This is a genomic window from Luteitalea sp. TBR-22, assembly GCF_016865485.1.
Taxonomy (GTDB): domain Bacteria; phylum Acidobacteriota; class Vicinamibacteria; order Vicinamibacterales; family Vicinamibacteraceae; genus Luteitalea.
This window is the reverse complement of record NZ_AP024452.1, coordinates 3,828,492-3,847,042: the sequence shown is the minus strand read 5'-3', so window position 1 is coordinate 3,847,042 and position 18,551 is coordinate 3,828,492. Positions and strand designations below refer to the sequence as shown.

At 70.3% G+C, this 18,551-nt stretch carries 16 protein-coding genes; 4 read left to right on the top strand and 12 right to left on the bottom strand.

Annotated elements, in window-relative coordinates:
- Positions 1-67: 67 nt before the first annotated feature.
- Together TBR22_RS16135 and TBR22_RS16130 are read right to left on the bottom strand one after the other, a co-directional pair.
- Positions 68-958: a metallophosphoesterase gene (locus TBR22_RS16135; protein WP_239488877.1), complete on the bottom strand. Its 891-nt coding sequence runs from the start codon at positions 956-958 to the stop codon at positions 68-70.
- 140 nt (positions 959-1,098) lie between these two features.
- Complete coding sequence (locus TBR22_RS16130) at positions 1,099-2,481, bottom strand: Gfo/Idh/MocA family protein (RefSeq protein WP_239488876.1); 1,383 nt, start codon at positions 2,479-2,481, stop codon at positions 1,099-1,101.
- A 116-nt stretch (positions 2,482-2,597) separates the two neighbouring features.
- Between TBR22_RS16130 and TBR22_RS16125 the strand changes: the two genes are divergently transcribed.
- Entirely contained in the window at positions 2,598-3,407 is an 810-nt protein-coding gene (locus TBR22_RS16125) for a sterol desaturase family protein (protein ID WP_239488875.1), read from the top strand.
- A 118-nt stretch (positions 3,408-3,525) separates the two neighbouring features.
- On the opposite strand, the gene TBR22_RS16120 is transcribed toward TBR22_RS16125, so the two are convergent.
- The 5 genes from TBR22_RS16120 to TBR22_RS16100 all read right to left on the bottom strand — a co-directional run bounded on the left by TBR22_RS16120 (position 3,526) and on the right by TBR22_RS16100 (position 8,483).
- Positions 3,526-4,758, bottom strand: coding sequence for an ISL3 family transposase (locus TBR22_RS16120; RefSeq protein WP_239488874.1), 1,233 nt, complete (start codon positions 4,756-4,758; stop codon positions 3,526-3,528).
- Positions 4,759-4,811: 53 nt separating this feature from the next.
- Positions 4,812-5,705: an amidohydrolase gene (locus TBR22_RS16115; RefSeq protein ID WP_239488873.1), complete on the bottom strand. Its 894-nt coding sequence runs from the start codon at positions 5,703-5,705 to the stop codon at positions 4,812-4,814.
- A gap of 138 nt (positions 5,706-5,843) precedes the next feature.
- Entirely contained in the window at positions 5,844-6,779 is a 936-nt protein-coding gene (locus TBR22_RS16110; protein ID WP_239488872.1) for a proline dehydrogenase family protein, read from the bottom strand.
- 16 nt (positions 6,780-6,795) lie between these two features.
- Positions 6,796-7,590, bottom strand: a complete 795-nt coding sequence (locus TBR22_RS16105; protein ID WP_239488871.1) for an SDR family oxidoreductase — start codon at positions 7,588-7,590, stop codon at positions 6,796-6,798.
- Positions 7,575-8,483: a dihydrodipicolinate synthase family protein gene (locus tag TBR22_RS16100; RefSeq protein WP_239488870.1), complete on the bottom strand. Its 909-nt coding sequence runs from the start codon at positions 8,481-8,483 to the stop codon at positions 7,575-7,577. Before TBR22_RS16100 ends, TBR22_RS16105 begins: the two co-directional genes overlap by 16 nt.
- 368 nt (positions 8,484-8,851) lie before the next feature.
- Here TBR22_RS16100 and map point away from each other — a divergent pair, with 368 nt between their 5' ends.
- Entirely contained in the window at positions 8,852-9,619 is a 768-nt protein-coding gene (map, locus tag TBR22_RS16095; RefSeq protein WP_239488869.1) for a type I methionyl aminopeptidase, read from the top strand.
- Positions 9,620-9,683: 64 nt separating this feature from the next.
- On the opposite strand, the gene TBR22_RS16090 is transcribed toward map, so the two are convergent.
- Complete coding sequence (locus TBR22_RS16090) at positions 9,684-10,718, bottom strand: c-type cytochrome (RefSeq protein WP_239488868.1); 1,035 nt, start codon at positions 10,716-10,718, stop codon at positions 9,684-9,686.
- A 136-nt stretch (positions 10,719-10,854) separates the two neighbouring features.
- Here TBR22_RS16090 and TBR22_RS16085 point away from each other — a divergent pair, with 136 nt between their 5' ends.
- Positions 10,855-12,576, top strand: coding sequence for a GMC oxidoreductase (locus tag TBR22_RS16085; protein ID WP_239488867.1), 1,722 nt, complete (start codon positions 10,855-10,857; stop codon positions 12,574-12,576).
- Between the two features lie 106 nt (positions 12,577-12,682).
- Here the strand turns inward: TBR22_RS16085 and TBR22_RS16080 are convergent, their stop codons facing one another.
- The 3 genes from TBR22_RS16080 to TBR22_RS16070 all read right to left on the bottom strand — a co-directional run bounded on the left by TBR22_RS16080 (position 12,683) and on the right by TBR22_RS16070 (position 15,938).
- Positions 12,683-13,771 (bottom strand): NAD-dependent epimerase/dehydratase family protein, encoded by a 1,089-nt coding sequence (locus TBR22_RS16080; RefSeq protein WP_239488866.1) that lies wholly within the window; start codon positions 13,769-13,771, stop codon positions 12,683-12,685.
- Between the two features lie 199 nt (positions 13,772-13,970).
- Positions 13,971-15,284: an NTP/NDP exchange transporter gene (locus TBR22_RS16075; RefSeq protein ID WP_239488865.1), complete on the bottom strand. Its 1,314-nt coding sequence runs from the start codon at positions 15,282-15,284 to the stop codon at positions 13,971-13,973.
- 3 nt (positions 15,285-15,287) lie between these two features.
- Positions 15,288-15,938 carry a hypothetical protein gene (locus TBR22_RS16070; protein ID WP_239488864.1) on the bottom strand — a complete coding sequence of 217 codons (651 nt, stop codon included), beginning with the start codon at positions 15,936-15,938 and terminating at the stop codon, positions 15,288-15,290.
- An 86-nt stretch (positions 15,939-16,024) separates the two neighbouring features.
- On the opposite strand from TBR22_RS16070, the gene TBR22_RS16065 reads away from it, so the two are divergent.
- Positions 16,025-16,927, top strand: a complete 903-nt coding sequence (locus tag TBR22_RS16065) for a DUF6454 family protein (protein WP_239488863.1) — start codon at positions 16,025-16,027, stop codon at positions 16,925-16,927.
- A 150-nt stretch (positions 16,928-17,077) separates the two neighbouring features.
- Here TBR22_RS16065 and TBR22_RS16060 read toward each other — a convergent pair whose 3' ends face one another.
- Complete coding sequence (locus TBR22_RS16060) at positions 17,078-18,499, bottom strand: nucleoside recognition domain-containing protein (RefSeq protein ID WP_239488862.1); 1,422 nt, start codon at positions 18,497-18,499, stop codon at positions 17,078-17,080.
- Between the last annotated feature and the right edge of the window lie 52 nt (positions 18,500-18,551).

The window sequence follows — 18,551 nt, the reverse complement described above, 5'->3', positions numbered from 1 at the left end:
CCTGAAGGTCGACGGCCACGAAATCCACGGGACGTGGTGGCCGACCGCCAGGTCGGCCGTCGTGAACCTACCGCGCCCAGTGCACCGACGTGGTCTGGCCGTTGGCGGCCTGGTTGCCGCCGACGCTGCGCAGCGTGAGGTCCACGCCGTCGCTGGTCCACACCGACTCCACCCAGCCGACCGGCTCGCTGTCGGCGAACGGGTACGCCACGGCCGGCAGGTTGATCAACTGCAGGCCGTCGCGCTCCTTCACCTCGTACTTGTGCGAGTGGCCGTACATCACGGCCTTCACCTGTTTGTGCGGGCGCAGCACGTCGAAGAGTCGTTCGGCGTCCACGAGTTCGCCGTCGCTCGCGCCGAGGGTGTGGTGGACGACCACGACTGTCGGTGTCGCGGACGAGGCGGCAAGGTGCCTGGCCAACCAGTCGCGCTGGGCGCTCCCGAGTTGCCCCGGGGTGACGTTCGGAGACAGCAGCGAGTCGAGCAGCACGAAGCGCAAGCCGCCCTTGTCGACCGTGGACGTGTGCTTGTTCGCCACGGGCGCGGCGGCCGAGGCGCCGAATGCCTGCAGGAAGTTGGCGCGATGGTCGTGGTTGCCGAGCACCATGCCGACCGGGAGCGTCGAGGTGATGGGGGCCAGCATGTCCTTCAACCGTGCGTAGTCGGCCGGCAGCCCCTCGAGGCGCGCGAGGTCGCCGCCGATCAGCACGCCCTCGACTTTGGCGGCCGCAACCTGCGGCACGACCTTCGCGAGGTTTTCGACGGGTGAGTACCCGCGATAGCGCTCGGCCGGGTCGGCAGGGATGTGCGTGTCCGACAACAGCGCGAGCCGGAGGGGGCGTGCGCCGCTGGCCTGCGCGCCTCGCACGATCGACGGGAAGGTGAGGGTTGCGGCAGCCGCGCCCGCGGTGGCGGCGAGGAACTGGCGACGGGAGGTGGGCGACGAGAGCAGGGGCATGGACGAGTAGACGGGAATCGGGAATCGGGAGTCGGGAGTCGGGTGACCGGCAGTGGGCAGTCGGCGGTCGGCAGTCGAGGAAGCGGAATTGGATCGGGGGGGGGGCGGACGGCTCGGAGAGCCGTCCCTACCCACTGGGACTACCGTGACGCCGACGACGTGGCGCGCGTGATCTTCGGCAGCGACCACGGGGCGCGGTACGTCGGCATCACCAGTTTCTGCGCCTCGGCGTCGCCGACGAACTGCTCCTTGTCGGCGTCCCACTGCACGCGGCGGTTCAGCCGGAATGCGATGTTGGCCAGGTGGCAGGCAATCATCGAGTTGTGGCCGACCTCGACGTCGGAGCGCGGCGCCTTTCGCGTGTCCATGCAGTCGAGGAAGTCCTGCACGTGCTTGAGGTGCGAGTCCTCGCCGCCGGTGCCCTTCCGCGGCTCGCCGATCATCCGGTACGACTTCTTGCCCTTGACCGTCTCGGTCTCGGGCAGCACTTCCCAGCCGCCGCGGTCGACGACCAGCACGCCGTTGTTGCCGTGGAACGCGACGCCGTGATCGCGCATGTATGGGCCCTGGCCGATCGACGTGGCGTGCTCCCACATCATCGAGAACCCGTCGCACTCCCACAGCGCCTGCTGCGTGTCGGGCGTCTCCTCGGCATCATCGGGGAAGCCGAACTTGCCGCCCACCGACACCGCGGACTTCGGCGCCTTCACACCCATCCCCCAGTTGGCGATGTCGATCATGTGGGCGCCCCAGTCGGTCATCAGGCCGCCCGAGTAGTCGTAGTACCAGCGGAAGTTGAAGTGGAAGCGGTTCTCGTTGAACGGCCGCAGCCTGGCCGGCCCGAGCCACATGTCGTAGTCCACCTCGGCCGGGGCCGGTCCATCGGGCTTCACCGGGATGTTGCCCATCCAGTCCTGGTAGGCCCACGTCTTCACGACGCGGATCTTGCCCAGTGCGCCGCTCTTCACGTACTCGACCGCATCGGTGAAGTGCTTGGCGCTGCGCTGCTGCGTGCCCATCTGCACCACGCGTCCGTAGGTGCGCGCGGCGTCGACCATCACGCGGCCCTCGCCGATGGTCAGCGCCAGCGGCTTCTCGACGTAGACGTCCTTGCCCGCCTGGCAGGCCAGCACCGTCGGCAACGCGTGCCAGTGATCTGGCGTGGCCACGATCACCGCATCGATGTCCTTGCGGTCGAGCACCTTGCGGAAGTCGCGCGTGGTGAACTCGGCGGTCTGGCTGAACTGCTTGCTGATCGACGCGGCCGTCTTGGCGACCTGCCGGTCGTCGACGTCGCACAGCGCCACGAGCTGCGCGCCCGACTTGAGCATGTCGCGGAGGTCGCTGTTGCCCATGCCACCGCAGCCGATGAGCGCGACGCGGACGCGCCGGTTGGCGCCGGCAACACGATCCTGCGACTGCGCGGACAGCACGGACGAAGCGGTCGAGGCGGCGCCGAGGGTGGCAGCCGCGCCGGCCGCCGATTGGGTGAGGAAACGTCGCCGCGAGGGTTGGCGGGTCATGGCACTCTCCGTGAGCGTCGTACGGTGAAGACGGCTGGCCCGACGGGTGTCGGCGGGCACTGGCGGCGGACGCCGGCACGGGGCGGGGAACCGGCACAGCATACTCTGGGAGGGTGATGCAGGGCGAGACGATGGTCCGGTTGGCGGTTTTCGCCGGCGTGCTCGGGGCGGTGGCGATTGCCGAGGCGATCCGGCCGCGCCGCCCCAGGGCACTCCGGCGCGCGCAGCGCTGGCCGCACAACCTGGGGCTGGTCGCGGTGGGCGCGGCGGCGATGCGGGTGGTTGCGCCGGCCGGCGCGGTCACCGCCGCCGTCGTCGCGGCTCGGCACGGGTGGGGCGTGCTGCCGGCCGTCTCCGCGCCGCCCGTGATCGCCTGGGCGACGACAGTGCTCGTGCTCGATCTCGCCATCTGGGCCCAGCACGTCGCCATGCACAAGGTGGACGTGTTGTGGCCGCTGCACCGGGTGCACCACGCCGACGTGGACGTGGACGTGACCACCGGCGTGCGCTTCCATCCCGTCGAGTACCTGTTGTCGCTGGCCTGGAAGGGCATGGTGATCGTCGCGCTCGGCGCGCCGGCGGGGGCCGTCGTGCTCTTCGAGGTGCTCCTCAACGCGACGTCGATGTTCAACCACGCGAACCTGCGGCTGTCGCCGGGCGCCGACCGGGTGGTCCGATGGCTCCTGGTGACGCCCGACATGCACCGCGTGCATCACTCGGTGGACCGCGGCGAGGCCGACAGCAACTACGGCTTCAACGTGCCGTGGTGGGACCGCCTCTTCGGCACGTACCGCGCGCAGCCGCGGCAGTCGCACGAGACGATGACGCTCGGCGTGGGGCAGTTCGGGGAGGCGGCAGAGCAGCGGATCGATCGATTGCTGACGCAACCCTTCAGGAGCGGCGGCAATTCGAAGTTTGAAATTTGAAATTGATCGGCGGCCGGCCTGTCGGCCTTGCCGCTCGACGCTGCTTCGAGGGGCGCCGGCGAAGCCGCGCCCCACGAGAATTTCAAATTTCCAATTTCAAATTGTGCCTCTTCCGGGATCAGCGTGGGTAGAGGTCCAGGCCGCCGCAGTGAAAGTAGATGGCGGTGGTGAAGTGGTGGGCATTGCGGAAGCCGCCGGCCTTGCGCTTGATGCTCATGATCTTGCTGTTGAGGCCTTCGGCCACGCCGTTGGTGATGGGGTGCCTGACGTAGCGCAGCACGCCGTCGAGGTGCCGGTGGAGCATGCGGGCCACCTGCTTGACGGGTTCCAGGCGCGAGCGGATCGCCCACCCGTACCAGCGGGCGAAGAAGCGGCGGACCGCGGCGCCCTGCCGGTAGGTCCAGAGGTCGCGTAACAGCTCCTTGATCGCCCAGGCGCGGCCGACTTTCAGGTGCTGCCCCTGCAGCGCCGCGAACGCGTCCGTGCGATCGGCGGGCAGACGGTCCTCGCCGTAGAGCCAGAGGTATTTCGTGCCGGTGAGGGGCGAGGTGCCCTGCTCGCGCAGGAAGGTCCGATGCTCCTGCTTGCGCACGGTGTCCACCGCGCGCGTCATCTCGCGCATGATGTGAAAGCGATCGAACACGATCTTGGTGTCGCCCTGCGGCAGGCCGTCGACGGTGGCCCGGATGTAGGCCGGCCACATGTCCATCGCGACGGCCTGCAGCGCCTCGCGCTGCTCGGTGGTCAGCTGCGCGTAGTAGCCCTGCAGGCTCGCTGCCGTCCGGTCCTCGGCGACGTGCTGCACGGTCGCGGTCTCGAGGTCACACACGATCGTGTGATACCGCTGCCCCTTGCGAAACGCCTTCTCGTCGACGCCCAGGTAGCGCCGCGGCGCCGCGGTGCGCCGCTGGAGCCCCCGCGCCACCGCGCGGTCCATCACCCCCCACGCCTCGTCCCACGTGACGCGCGCGATCCGGCACGCGCCCGTGACCGTGCTGCACTGCGTGATGAGGTCGATAATGAGCCGCTCGAGCAGCAGCGTGAATCGGCTCCGCGGCGCCGCCCAAGGCACCCCGACCTGCCGAACGCCGTGCGTGGGACAGTCGACGCGCGGCACCCGCGCATGCAGGAAGGTCTGGTACTGGCAGGTGTCGAGATGCCGCCAGACCCGCTCCTCGGCATGGTCATGGCCCGGCGCCGCCGTCCCGCAGTCCGGGCACGTCCAGCGCGTGTCCGCGGCATGCTCCACCCACAGATCGACGCGCTCGCCCGAGGTGTCCAACGCCACCCGTGCGATGTGCCAGGGCGCCTGCAAGCCGAGGATCGTTTCGAAGAGCTTCGTGTCCTGCATCCGGTGGATCTACGCCACCGCTCGGCTCGGCGCAAGGCCGGCGAGCAGGCCGCTCACCCGCCGAGTGGCCCGCGCAGCCGGCCCGAGCTGCCCACGCTATTCCCGGAAGGACCCAAATTGTAGGCGCGCGCGGCGTTGCCGCCCCAGAACGCCGACTGCTCGGCCTGCGACCAGCGTGAGGTGATCGCCCCGAGCGTGCGCACCCAGTCGCCGTACTCGGTGCGCAGGCGTACGACAGGCCAGTCGCTGCCGAACATCAGGCGCGCCGGGCCGAAGGCTTCCAGGGCGAGGTCCAGATACGGGCGGATCAGGTCGGCCGACCAGGCCGCATCGCGGACCTCGGTGACCACGCCCGAGAGCTTGCACGTCACGTGCGGACGCTTGGCGATCTCGCGGAAGTCACGCGCCCAGGCCTGGTCGAAGCGGCCCGAGGCGATCGCCGGCTTGGCGATGTGGTCGAGCACGAACGGCTGTGACGGGTGGCGGTCGACGAAGACGATGGCCGCGGGTAGCTGCGCCGCGTAGATCAGGACGTCGTACACGAGCCGGTGGGCGCGCAGGCGCTCGATGCCGCGATTGAAGGCCGGGCGGGCCAAAAAGCCCGGATCGGACTCGCCCTGCACCACGTGCCGCACGCCGACGAACCGCGGACGCGCCGCGTATCGGCCGAGGACCTCGTCGACGTCGGCGGCCTGCAGGTCCACCCAGCCGACGACCCCGGCGATGCGCCCGGCCGAGGCCTCGGCCTGCGCCAGCAGGAAGTCGTTCTCGGCGAGCGACTGCCGCGCCTGCACGGCGACGGCCGCGTCGATGCGCGCCGCGTCGAGTTCCCGCGCCAGATCCCCGTGCAGGTAGTCCCGCCGCAGGGCGGTCGCCGACGGGTCGATCCAGCCGTACTCGACCGGGTCGTACTGCCAGAGGTGCTGGTGGGAATCGACTCTGGTCATTTATGGCTCAGGGCTCATGGCTCAGGGCTCAGAAGGCTTGCAGCTGCTATTCCGCCTGATGGGGCCTGGTGTCAGCTGGCGTCAGACCCTCCTCAGGATGCTTTCTGAGCCTTGAGCCCAAAGCCTTGAGCCACTGGATTACCGTGCAAACATCGTCCTGGCCACGAACCACACGTTGGCGGGTCGCTCGGCGAGTCGGCGCATGTACCAGGGAAACCAGTAGTCGCCGTAGCTGATGAGGACCCGCAGCTGATACCCATCGCGGGCGAGCTGCTGCTGCACGCTGCGCTGGATGCCGTACAGCAGCGCGAACTCGTAGCCGTCGCGCGGCACGCCGGTGGCCTGCGCGTGCTGCTGGATGGCGGCGATGATCGTCGTGTCGTGGGTGCCGAAGACGGCGCGGAAGCCCGTCGCCTTCGCCGCCGGGCCGATCATCGTCCTGGCCAGCGACAGGTAGCTCGCGTCGACGTCGGCCTTCTTCGGGAACGCCACGCTCTCGGGCTCCTTGTAGGCGCCCTTCACGAGGCGGACCGCGCCGCCTGCGGCGACGATCGCCTGCAGGTCCTTCTCCGTGCGGTACAGGTACGACTGCAGGCACACGCCGACGTTGCGGTGCTCGGCCAACACGGCGTGGTACAGCTCCAGGGTCGCATCGACGTAGGGGTGCTGCTCCATGTCGATGTAGAGGATGGAGCCCTGCTCGGCCGCGCGGGCCGCGAGCCGACGCACGCGATCGCGGCAGCGGGCCTTGTCGATGTCGAGCCCGAGCTGCGTGAGCTTGACCGAGATCTGCGTGTCGAGGTGCCGCTCGGCGATGCGTCCGTAGGCCTCGACGTAGTGATCGGTCACCGCATCGGCCTCGGCCATCTCGGTGACGTTCTCGCCGAGGCGCGTGAACACGGTCGCGATGCGGTCCTGCTGCGCGAGCACCTGCGCGGCGTCGAGGGCGTCCTCGAGTCGCTCGCCCGGCATGAAGCGCGTGACCGCCTTGCGGAACACCGGCAGCCTGGTGGCGTTGGCCCGCATCCAGCGGTTCTCGGAAGCAGCGAGCAGGAGGCTGCGCACGGGGTGCATCGGCCCAATCTCCTTCCTACCAGACGCCCTTGATCATCCCGCCGTCGACCTGCAGGAATGCGCCGGTGGTGTAGGCCGCGGCCTCCGACAGGAGGAACGCGGCGGCCTTGCCGAACTCGTCGGGCGCGCCGTAGCGGCCCATCGGGATGGTGGCCTCCATGCGGCGCCGCTGTTCGGCGAGATCGATGTTTGACGCCTTGGCGCGACCCTCGTCCAGTTCGCGCACCCGATCGGTGTCGATGCGGCCGGGCACGAGGTTGTTGACGCGAATCTTCTGCGGCGCCAGCTCGTTGGACAGCGTCTTGACGAGCGCGGCGACACTGGCGCGGACCACGTTGGAGAGCGCCAGGTTCGGGATCGGCTCGAGCACGGCCGACGAGGTCGTCATGAGGATGCTGCCGCCGCCGCGCGCCGCCATCACCGGCACCGCCAGGCGCACCATCCGCACCGCGCTCAGCAGCAGCAGGTCCACCGCCCCCTGCCACGCCGCGTCGTCGAACGACAGTGAAGGGCCGGGCGGCGGCCCGCCGGTGTTCACGAAGAGCAGGTCGAGGCCGCCGAAGCGCTCCATGGTCGCCTCGTGCCACATCGTGATGTCGGCCGAGGTGCGCAGGTCGCCGGGCACCGCGAGCACCTGCGCGCCTGGCGTCGCGGCGCGCAGCGCCTCGGCGGCCGCGTCGATGCGGACCGCGTCGCGCGAGGCGATCGACACCTGCGCCCCCTCGGCGACCAGCGCCTTCGCCACGGCGAACCCGAGGCCGCGGCTCGCGCCGCCGACCATCGCCACCTTGCCCGTCAGGCCGAGATCCATGCCAGTCCTTCCTGTGCCGCCGTCCAGGCGATCAACTGATCCAGCGCCGCCTTCGTGCCGGCGTCGAGGGTAGCGCCCGGGGCGCGGGTGGCCGCGTCGGTGATGAGGCCGCGACGCTTGAGCACTTCCTTGCGCACCGCCATCCCGATGCCCTCCTGGAACTCGAGACGCATCAGCGGCACCGTCTTGTAGAACAGGTCCGCCGCGCCCGCGCGATCGCCGGCGTGCCATCGGCTGACGATGCCGACGAGGATTTCGGGATAGGCAAAGCCGGTCATGGCGCCTGCCGAGCCCGCCATCAACTCCTCGAGCAGGTAGACGCCACCGAGGCCGCCGAAGATCGTCAGCGGCACGTCGCCAGCCGCCTCGAGCAGGCGCGCGGTCTTCAGCGGCGTCGGCGGATCCTCCAGCTTGATGGTGCGGGCGGCGGGAATGTCGCGCGCGATCTGCACCAGCAGCGACGCTTCCATCGCAAAGCCCGACACCGGCGGGAAGTCCTGGATCACGATGGGGATCGTGAGGGCCTCGGCCAGCGCGGCGAAGTGGGCCTTGACGCTCGCCGAGTTCAGCTTCGGGGCGCGCGGCGGGCTCACCATCACGGCGGTGGCGCCGGCGGCCTGCGCCGCGCGGCTCAACTCGAGGCAGGTGTGCAGGCCCTCGGTGGTCGTGCCGACCACGACCGGCACCCGTCCGTTGACCTGCGTGAGCACGGTGTCGAGCACCAGGGCCCGCTCGCGCTCGGTCAGGCGGGCCGCCTCGCCGAGCACCCCGAGCGCCGTGAAGCCGGTCACCCCGGCGCCGATGAAGTGCTCGACGTAGCGTTTCAGGCTCGCCACGTCGACCTCGCCCCCGTTGTGGAACGGCGTGGCGAGTACCGAGAACACACCTTTCACGATCGGACTCTCCGTGTGGTCCTCGCGCGTCAATGCACGAGCGGGGAAACGGTATCAGAATCCGGGCTCCGGGCACCGTGGTCCGGGCACCGGGGCACACACTCGACGGTCCGCGCTCGACACCGGTTGGCCGTTGCCGGGTTCCCGCCATCTGCCACCGGTACCTGGAGGGACTCCCTGACCGTCGGCCAAGGCCGACGGCTACGCCCCGCCGCGGCTGCCAGCTACCCGGTGCCCGGTGCCCGGTGGCCGGTGCCCGGTGCCCGGTGCCCGGTGCCCGGTGCCCGGTGCCCGGTGGCCGGTGCTCGGTGGCCGGTGGCCGGTGCCCGCTACCCGGTGCCCGGTGCCCGGTGCTGTATCGTTGCCCCATGTCGATCACCACCACTGACGAGCTTGAGGGCATGCGGCGGGCCGGGCAGGTGGTCGCCCGCGCCCTGGCGGCGATGCGTGCCGCAACGGTGCCTGGCGCCACACCTGCCGACATCGAGGCGGTCGGCGCCGGCGTGCTTCGGGACCTCGGGGCGACGGCGGCCCCGGTCGCCGTCTACGGGGCGCCATGCGCCGCGTTCGTGAGCGTCAACGACGCGGTCGTGCACGGGTTGCCGTCGCGGATCCCCCTTCGCGCTGGTGACCTCGTCAAGATCGACGTCACGCCGCTGGTCGACGGCTTCGTTGCCGACGGTGCGATCACCGTCCCCGTCGAGCCCTCCACGTCGCGCGGCCGCCGCCTGGCCCGCGCTGCGGAGCGGGCGCTGGCCGCTGCGGTGCGGGAAGTCAGGCCCGGCGTGCCCGTCCACGCCCTCGGGGCCATCATCGAGCGCCACGTGCGGCGCGACGGATTCGCGGTCATCCGTGACCTCACCGGGCACGGCGTGGGGCGGACGATCCACGAGCCGCCCGAGGTGCCCAACTACGATCCCGGCGGGCCCTCGCCGCTGTTGACCGAGGGACTGGTGCTGGCCATCGAGCCGCTGGTCGCCGAGCGGTCGGGCGCCATCCGCCTGGCCCGCGACCGCTGGACCTACACCACGCGCGACGGCGGCTGGGCGGCCCACTGTGAGCACACGATCGTCGTCACGGCCGACGGCGCTCTGGTGCTCACCGCCCCGGAGTCCGAGCGCGCGACGACGCACTGACCTCGCCGATCCCGGGAACCTGGTGAACCTCGCGGAGGCGACCTGAGCCGGCGCGTCGCCTGCCCTACGGCTCGAGCGACGACACGTAGGCGATGATGTCGACCATCTCGCTGTCGGTGAGGTTGGCCACCACTGGCCCCATCAAGGCGGCCATCGCGCCCCTGCGCGTGCCGAGCTTGATGTCGTACATCTGCCTGGCCAGGTAACTGGGGGAGCGACCGGCGAGATTGGGGACCAGGCCGAGCCCCTTGAGGCCGTGACCATGGCAGACCGTGCACGCCGTGGTCCTGCCGCCTCCACCGGTGGTCGCCAGGGCCTCACCACGCTTGACGCTGCCGATCGGCGCGTAGGCGATGAAGCCGGACCGCGGATTGCGCATCCTCGTCTGCGCCACGTCCTCAGGCGTCTCGATGATGCGCGTGCCGATCGGCTCCTGCTGTCCATCGCCCACGGGAAAGTAGATCTCGCCCTGAATCCGCATGGTCGGAATCATCCCGGTCTCGACCACGCGGATGTACTTCGGCACCCTGATCGACGAGAAGTAGCCCGCGACCTCCTGGATCTCCGCGTCGGTCAACGCCTTGGCGGCATTCTCCATCTCGCCCGTGTTGGCCTTGCGCGGGTCGGCGCTGTGTCGCAGCCCCTGCTGGAAGTCGTGCAACTGCTGCACGATGTAGTCGCGCGGCAGCCCCTGCAGCGGCGCGTTCTCGGGGCGCCCGCGTCCGTCGGGCAGGTGGCACAACCCGCAGGCGCGCGCACCAGGCGGCTTGCCCTTCGCCACGATGTCCGGCATCGGCGCGTGACTTTCGGGAAACCAGTCCGCGGGGCCGTAGCTGTTGCTGACCTGCTCCTGCGTGAACCGTAGCGTCGACCCGGTGGCCTGCAGCAGCACGGGCGGCGGCGCATTCGGGTCTGGCGGCGTCGGCGGTCGGTACGGCGGCGTTGCCTGCGCCGGCACCTGGTCGGGCACCACGCCCGGCGGCAGTTGTGGCTGGGCGTAGGGCCAGGCCGGCGGCATCGGCCGTTGCGCCTGTGCCGCGCCCGATGCCCACAGCGCGGCAAGCGCTCCGATGGTGACGACGATCACGCGTGTTCGCATGTGAGTCTTCTCCCACACCGGTAGGGCGGGGTGTCCCACCCCGCCGTGAGTCCGGCCAACGGCGCGATGGGACATCGCGTCCTACCCGGTCTGGCAGGGGGAGGGTATCGCACCGACGGCGGTACGATGCACTGATATGGCGCAGGCCGGGAGTCGGGAGTCGGGAGTCGGGAGTCGTCCGGTCGGCACGAAGTCGACGCCGGCCGACGTGGTGATCGTCGGTGCGGGCGCCACCGGTGGGTGGGCGGCCAAGCGTCTCGCCGAAGCGGGGCTCCAGGTCGTGGTCCTCGATGCCGGTCGTCCCTTCGGCCCGGAAGACTTCCGCGAGCACATCCCGGCGCACTCGCTGCCGTTGCGCGCCCGCACCAAGGCGGAGATCGCCAGGACGCGGCCGCAGCAGGCCGCGGGATACGCGTGCACCGAGTGGAATGCCGACTGGCACGTCAACGACGTCGACGAGCCCTACACCACGCCACCCGGCCAGCCGTTCCCCTGGGTCGGCCGCATCCGCGTCGTCGGCGGACGCACGCACGTGTGGGGACGCCAGAGTTACCGCTACAGCGACATCGACTTTCGCGCCGCCTCGCGCGACGGCTACGGCATCGACTGGCCGCTCTCGTACGCGGACCTCGCGCCCTGGTACGACCTGGTCGAGCGCTACGTCGGCATCACGGGCATCAACGAGGGCATCCCGCAACTCCCCGACCAGCAACTGCAGCCTCCGATGGGGTTCTCGTGCGTCGAGGCGCACGTCCGCGAACACCTGAAGGGGCGTTTCGCTCGCACGGCGACCCAGGGCCGCACGGCCAACCTCACCCAGTCGATAAATGGCCGGCCGAAGTGCCACATGTGCGGACCGTGCGAGCGCGGCTGCGCCACCTTCTCGTACTTCAACGCCGCCTACACGACGCTGATCGACGCCGAGAAGACGGGCCGCTGCCGGCTGGTGACCGACGCGATGGCCGCGCAGGTGCTGATGGACCCGCAGACGCGGCGGGCCACGGGCATCCGGTACGTCGATCGTCGCACCCGAGCGCATCACGAGGTGCACGGCCGCGTGGTGGTCCTGGCCGCGCAGGCCTTCGAGTCGGTGCGCGTGCTGCTCAACTCGGCCACCGCCCAGGACCCGGCGGGCCTGGCCAACTCGAGCGGCGTGCTCGGGCAGTACCTGCTGTCGCACTTCACCGGCTTCGGCGCGTCGGCGACGTTCCCGGCCTTCAGCCGCAAGGCCGACGTGAACGGTCCTCGCCGGCCGACGGGGCTGTTCGTGGCGCGCTTCCGCAACCTGCCCGGGCAACCGGCCGACACGCGGTTCACGCGCGGGTACGGGTACCAGGGCGGTGGGTCGACCGACATCGACGCCGCGCAGCCCGGGTTCGGCGAGGCCTACGTGCGCGCCGTGCGCGAGAGCGGCCGCACCACCGTGTCGCTCCAGGGATTCGGGGAGCCGGTGCCCGACGCACGCAATCGCGTGACGATCGATCCCCAGGTGGTCGACACGTACGGCATCCCGGTCCTGCGGATCGACATGCGCATGTCGGAAACGGACCAGGCCATGATGCGCGACGGCGCCGAGCAGGCGGCCGAGATGCTCGAAGCCGCCGGTGGCACGGACATCCGCATCACCTGGTCGCCTCGCTGGGCGAGCCACGAGGTGGGCATCGCCCGCATGGGCGCCGATCCGAAGACGTCCGTGCTGAACCAGTACCAGCAGGCCCACGACGTCAAGAACCTCTTCGTCGTGGATGGCGCCAGCATGCCGAGCGTCGGCTACGTGAATCCGACGCTGACGATGATGGCGCTCACGGTGCGGTCATGCGACTACCTGCTGACCCGACTGAGACAATTTGAAATTTGAGATTCGAAATTCTCGGGGGCGCGGCTCCGCCGGCGCCCCTCGGGATGCATCGAGCGGCAAGGCCGACAGGCCGGCCGCCGATCAATTTCGAATTTCGACTTTCAAATTACCGCTTCTTCCACGCGGCCAGGACCTCGGCCTCGCGTTCCGGTGACAGTCCGGCCTTGAGCTTGGCCTTGCGCTCGGCCGGCCACGTCTCGACGTAGGCCAGCGTGTCGCGCACGGTCTCGGCGAGCGGGCGGTGGGTGAGTCCCCTGGCCATCGCGGCCTTCACGCTCACCTGGCCCTCACCAGCCGTCTCGCCCTCCGCCGGCAGCCACACCGGCATGTCGCTCCAGGGCCGCACCTTCTGCGCCTCCATGAAGTCCTTGGGCAGCCACACGAACGTCGCATCGGACTTCGACACCTGCTTGCACGTGTCGAGCAGGCGGCCGATCGTCAGGCTGCCCTGCGGCGCGTCGGCGTTGTAGATGCCGGTGATCGTGCCCTCGACGCAGTGGACGACGAAGTTGGCCAGGTCGCGCACGTCGATGCACTGCACGAAGTCGCTCGGCTTGTTCGGCGCCAGCACCTCGCCGCCGCGGGCGACGCGCACCGGCCAGTAGGTGAAGCGATCGGTGGTGTCGCCGGGCCCGACGATGAGGCCCGGGCGAATCACCGTGGTCCGTCCGGGCATCGCCTTCTCGGCGGCCTGCTCGCACAGCGCCTTCAGCCCGCCGTAGGTCTCGCCGGTGACCTGCGTGACGGTCGGGTCCTTCAGCGTCGCGAGCGGCGCGGACTCGTCGAGTCCTGGCTTGTCGAGGGCGGCGTACACCGAGATCGTCGAGATCAGCAGGTAGTGGCGGACGCTGGGGGCCAGCAGCGTGGCGCTCGCCGTGACGTCGGCGGGGATGTAGGCCGACGGGTCGATCACCACGTCCCACTTCCGCCCCTCGAGTGCCTTGAGGTCGGTCTTGCGGTCGCCACGCAGCTTCTCCACGTCGGGGAAGAGCTGCGGGTTGGTCCGGCCGCGATTGAACAGCGTGACGGCGTGCCCGCGCTCCTGCAGGCGACGCACGACGTGCGGCCCGAGGAAGCCGGTGCCGCCGATGATGAGCACCTTGAGCGGGGCGACGGCGCGCAGGTCGGCCGGCAGGGCAGCCGCCGCGGCGGCGGTGAGGGACGTGGCGAGGAACGAGCGGCGCGTGTGGGGCATGGCAGAACTCGAGAACGGTCACCGATGTCCGGGCACCGGTCACCGGAAGAACACGCACGAACGACGGCAAAACGGTCCAAGGCCCACAGGGCCGCGGCCTCCAACTTCCAACTTCCGGTGCCCGGTGCCCGGTGCCCGGTGCCCGGTGCCCGGTGCCCGGTGCCCGGAATTCTCTCCGCCCCCCGCCGCGCGTCAACGCCTACGACACGGCCGGGCTGGTGGCTGACGCAGGTTGCGGCGCCGCCGCCGCGAGGTGGGCATCGTGGGTTCGCCCGACGCGCCAGCCCAGCAGCGCCCAAATCGACGCGACCGCGAGGCCGATCAGCGCGACCTCGCCCAGCGGCAGCTTCCTCGCCGCGACGGCCGCCATGCACCAGCCGACGACGAGATCGCCGCCGCGGTAGATGGCCGTGTCGATGAAGGCCTTGGCCTTGTACCGGCTCTCGCGATCGACGCGCGTGAACAGGCTCTCGCGGGCCGGGGCGATCAGCGAGAAGTTGCCGGCGCGGTGCACGACCTGGATGCTGGCCAGCAGCAGCGGCCCGGGTGTTGCCGCCAGCCACGCGAACCCCAGCGCGACCACCAGCGGCGACAGCATCAGCAGCGGCGTCACGCCGAAGCGCGTCAGGAGCACGCGCGTCACGACCACCTGCGTCACGACCGTCAGCGCGTTCACCGCGAAGTCGATGCGGGCGAAGTAGGCGGCCCGCGAGGCCGAGTCGGTGAAGGCGGCCGCCACCACCGCCGCCTGCTGGTAGTACAGGATCGTGTTGACCGTGACGTAGAGCAGCAGCAGGCCGGCGATGGCGCGCAGGAACGGCGAGGCCGTGACCAGGCGCGCGCCGGCCAGCACCGTGCCGCCGATGGCCCGGTCGGCGCCCCGGCGCGCGGTGGCCCACGGCAGCAGTCGCACGATGGCCACCAGCGCGCCGCCCAGCAGGAGGGCGGAGATCAGCATCAACTGCGGGACGCCGACCTCCTGCACCAGCAGCGCGGTGAGCGCCGGTCCGGCGAGCGCGCCGCAGGTGCCGCCAGCCGCGATGATCCCGTAGAGGCGTTTGGCCTGGTCGGTCGTGAAGATGTCGGACATGAAGCTCCAGAACACCGACACGACGAACAGGTTGAACACGCTCACCCAGATGAAGAACGCCGGCACCGCGACGGTCATCCCGCGATCGAGTCGGAACACCGCGTAGAACACCAGCAGGCACGCGATGAAGAAGCCGTACACGACCGGCAGGAAGACCCGCCGCTCGAAGCGCGACACCAGCGCGCCGTACAGCGGCTGGGCCAGCAGCATGCACAGGAAGGTGCCGCTGAACAGCCACTGCAGCCTGTTGACGCCGTGCCTGACGCCCATCTCCTCACGGAGCGGGCGCAGCAGGCCGTAGGCGCACAGCAGGGAGAAGAAGTAGAGGAAGCTCCAGGCGAGCGCCGACCGCTCGTCGCGGGTGACGCCCGTCAGCAGGGCGAGGCGCGACACCGGCGTCGGCAGCGAGGGCGAGGCGGCCATCGGTCAGCGCTTGCGGCGCCAGAGCAGCACAGCTTCGCGGTTGCGGATCGTGCCGAAGCAGTACCGCTTCCGGTTGCTGTACGTGTCGAGCCAGTCGCGCGCCACCCAGAGGTTGGCGCCGTCGGGGTCGTCGCGCAGGCGCTGGGCCTCGCCGTGCAGGCCCTTCACCGTCCGCTGGAAGTACGGATCGAAGAAGGACAGGCCCTCGGGATCGGCCTTGATGGCCATCACGTAGTGCCAGATGCCGCCACCGATGTGCATGTTGCACAGCGCGACGCCGCCGGTGTTGAGGCACCCCACCAACTGGTTGCCCCGGCGGACGTGCACCTCGGTGCCCCGCAGGTACTCGGTCTTGACCGCGAACTTGCCTTCGCGATAGTTGCCGAGCCACTCGGCGGTGACCCGGATGCCCCATTCATCGGTGCCGTCGCCGAGCGTGTTGCTGCGGCTCACGCCGTTGAGGGTGTACGTGTAGACACGCTGGATCACCAACGGCGGAATCTCGCCACGGCCGAAGAGCCGGGCGATGCCGTTGAGGAACGTGGTCGGGACGCAATCGGCCTCGCTGAACTGGTACCGGAACGGCACCGGCGCTTCGGGTTGGCGCGACGCGCGACCCGAACGCGGCCGCGGGGGCGCGAGTTGCGAGGTCAACGTCGTGAGTCTGCCACCGGGCTGCGGGATCCGCAAGGCGCATCGGGGGCTTGCGCGGCGGCCCGTCGCCGGGCGACGCTTCGGGCATGGTCGACCTCGTCCGCGTTCCCTCCCGTCGCGCCTTTCTCGCCGCTGCCGGACTGGCCATGCCAGCCGGGCTGGCGCGCACCTCCCTGGCCCGGACCCAGCAGGTCTCGGTCCGCTCCGGCACGCTGGGGACCCGGCTGCGGACGGTGCCACTGGGAGCCACCCTCGACCATCCCCAGGGCATCACCGCCAGCGCCGACGGCACCACCTGGTACGTCACGTCGGTGCTCCGCAAGGAGCAGAAGGGCGTCCTCGCGGCGTTCCGGGCCAGCGATGGCGGGTTGGTCTCGCGGCAGGAGGTGCAGGACGGCCCGCGCTATCACCCGGGAGGGCTGGGCCGGCTCGGGGACACCCTGTGGTTGCCCGTGGCCGAGTACCGGCGGTCGTCGACCAGTGTCGTGCAGGCGCGCGACGCGGCGACCCTCGCGCTGCGGACCAGCTTCGCCGTGGCCGACCACGTGGGCGCCATCGCGCCGACGCCATCGGCGCTGATCGGCTGCAACTGGGACGCCCGCCTGTTCTACGAGTGGACCTTCGACGGCCGGCAGGTGCGCGCGGTGGAGCACGATGGCTCGGCGCGTTATCAGGATCTGCAGTGGCTGGGCGACACGCTGGTGGCGGCCGGGCTGATCGGCGACCAGGGGGTCGTCGACCTGCTCGAGTGGCCCACCCTCGACCTCCGCGAGCGCATCGTCGTCGGCGCGACCGACCGGGGCGTGGTGCTGACGCAGGAGGGCATGGCGGTGGCGAGGAACACGCTCCTGTTGATGCCCGAGGACGACCCGTCGCGCGTCTTCGTGCACGAGTGGCTCGGACCCGCAGCCACCGAGATGACGCTGGTGCCACCCCCCTCGACCACCGAGCCCGAGACGTCGCTGTTCAAGAAGAAGCCGACGCCGTAAGGGGAGGCGCGAGGTTCGCGGCTCTCGGCTCACGGCTCAAGGCTCGAGGCTCAGAGACGTCGCTCGTCCTTTCAGCACGCTCTCTGAGCCCTGAGCCCTGAGCCCTGCGCCCTGAGCCCTGAGCCCTGCGCCCGAGCACGAGCGCGTGGCTCAGCCTCCCCAGCCGAACGCGCGGGCGAGCGTTGCGGTCAGGAAGCACACCAGGAACGCGGTCCCGAGCGGGAGCAGGGCACCGACGGTGGCCCACTTCGCGCTGAGGGTCTCCTTGTAGATCGTCAGGATCGTCGTGGCGCAGGGGTTGTGCAGGAGGGAGAACAGCATCAGGTTCACGGCGGTCAGCGTCGTCCAGCCCTGCTGGTCGACGAGCAGGCGCCGCAGGTCGCCGAGGCCCTCCATCTCCGTCATCATGCCGGTGCCCATGTAGGCCATCACCAGGGTCGGCACGACGATCTCGTTGGCCGGGATGGCGATGACGTAGGTGAGCAGGATCACGCCATCGAGGCCGATGGCGTGACCGAGGGGATCGAGCCACCCGGCCGAGATCGCGGCCAGGGTGCGATCGCCCCAGCGGATGTTGGCCAGCAACCAGATGACGGCGCCTGCCGGGGCGGCGGTCCACATGGCCCGGTACAACACGAACAGCGTGCGGTCGATGAGCGACGTGTAGAAGATCCGGCCGATGTTGGGGCGCCGATACGGCGGCAGCTCCAGCGTGAAGGCCGACGCCTCGCCCCGCAGGATCGTGCGCGACAACAACCACGACATCAGCAGCGTGAAGCCGATGCCGAGGATCACCACGCCCACCACCGCGCCGGCGGCCGCCACCGACGCGAAGGCCGGCGCGAAGGAGGCCCCCACGAAGATCGTGCCGAGCATGATCAGGGTGGGGAAGCGCCCGTTGCAGGGCACGAAGTTGTTGGTCAGGATGGCGACCAGCCGCTCGCGCGGCGAGTCGATGATCCGTGTGGCGATCACCCCGGCGGCGTTGCAGCCGAACCCCATCGCCATCGTCAGGGCCTGCTTGCCGTGCGCACCGGCGCGCCGGAACAGGAAGTCGAGGTTGAAGGCGACGCGAGGCAGGTAGCCCAGGTCCTCGAACACGGTGAACAGCGGGAAGAAGATGGCCATCGGCGGCAGCATCACGCTGACCACCCAGGCCAGCCCCCGGTACACCCCGTGCCACAGGAAGCCGGTGATCCACCACGGCACCCCGGCGGCGTCGAACAGCGTGACGGCCTGCGCCTCGATCCAGAACAGGCCCTGGGCCAGCAGGGCCGACGGCACGTTGGCGCCGGCGATGGTGAGCCAGAAGACGATGGCCAGGAGCACGAGCATGATCGGCAGGCCGAACCACGGCGACGTGACGAGCCTGTCGATGCGCTGCTCGAACGCGATGGCGCGCATGTCGCCCCCCTGCGACACCGCGCGGCGCGCGACGCGCTCGGCTTCGGCATAGAGCGACTTGACGGCTTCCTCGCGGAAACCGCCGCTCAACTGCCGACGCAGTTCTCGCGCCCGCGCCAGCACGGCGTCGGCATCGGGCGGCACGGTCTCGATCACGCGGTCACTCATGCTTCACTCTTTCGGCCTTCGTCCGTCGGCCATCGGCCTTCGGGGGCCGTGC

Coding starts and splice junctions, on each gene's coding strand:
- TBR22_RS16135 (WP_239488877.1), bottom strand. CDS start 958: ATGCCCCTGCTCTCGTCGCCCACCTCCCGTCGCCAGTTCCTCGCCGCC.
- TBR22_RS16130 (WP_239488876.1), bottom strand. CDS start 2,481: ATGACCCGCCAACCCTCGCGGCGACGTTTCCTCACCCAATCGGCGGCC.
- TBR22_RS16125 (WP_239488875.1), top strand. CDS start 2,598: ATGCAGGGCGAGACGATGGTCCGGTTGGCGGTTTTCGCCGGCGTGCTC.
- TBR22_RS16120 (WP_239488874.1), bottom strand. CDS start 4,758: ATGCAGGACACGAAGCTCTTCGAAACGATCCTCGGCTTGCAGGCGCCC.
- TBR22_RS16115 (WP_239488873.1), bottom strand. CDS start 5,705: ATGACCAGAGTCGATTCCCACCAGCACCTCTGGCAGTACGACCCGGTC.
- TBR22_RS16110 (WP_239488872.1), bottom strand. CDS start 6,779: ATGCACCCCGTGCGCAGCCTCCTGCTCGCTGCTTCCGAGAACCGCTGG.
- TBR22_RS16105 (WP_239488871.1), bottom strand. CDS start 7,590: ATGGATCTCGGCCTGACGGGCAAGGTGGCGATGGTCGGCGGCGCGAGC.
- map (WP_239488869.1), top strand. CDS start 8,852: ATGTCGATCACCACCACTGACGAGCTTGAGGGCATGCGGCGGGCCGGG.
- TBR22_RS16090 (WP_239488868.1), bottom strand. CDS start 10,718: ATGCGAACACGCGTGATCGTCGTCACCATCGGAGCGCTTGCCGCGCTG.
- TBR22_RS16085 (WP_239488867.1), top strand. CDS start 10,855: ATGGCGCAGGCCGGGAGTCGGGAGTCGGGAGTCGGGAGTCGTCCGGTC.
- TBR22_RS16080 (WP_239488866.1), bottom strand. CDS start 13,771: ATGCCCCACACGCGCCGCTCGTTCCTCGCCACGTCCCTCACCGCCGCC.
- TBR22_RS16075 (WP_239488865.1), bottom strand. CDS start 15,284: ATGGCCGCCTCGCCCTCGCTGCCGACGCCGGTGTCGCGCCTCGCCCTG.
- TBR22_RS16065 (WP_239488863.1), top strand. CDS start 16,025: ATGGTCGACCTCGTCCGCGTTCCCTCCCGTCGCGCCTTTCTCGCCGCT.
- TBR22_RS16060 (WP_239488862.1), bottom strand. CDS start 18,499: ATGAGTGACCGCGTGATCGAGACCGTGCCGCCCGATGCCGACGCCGTG.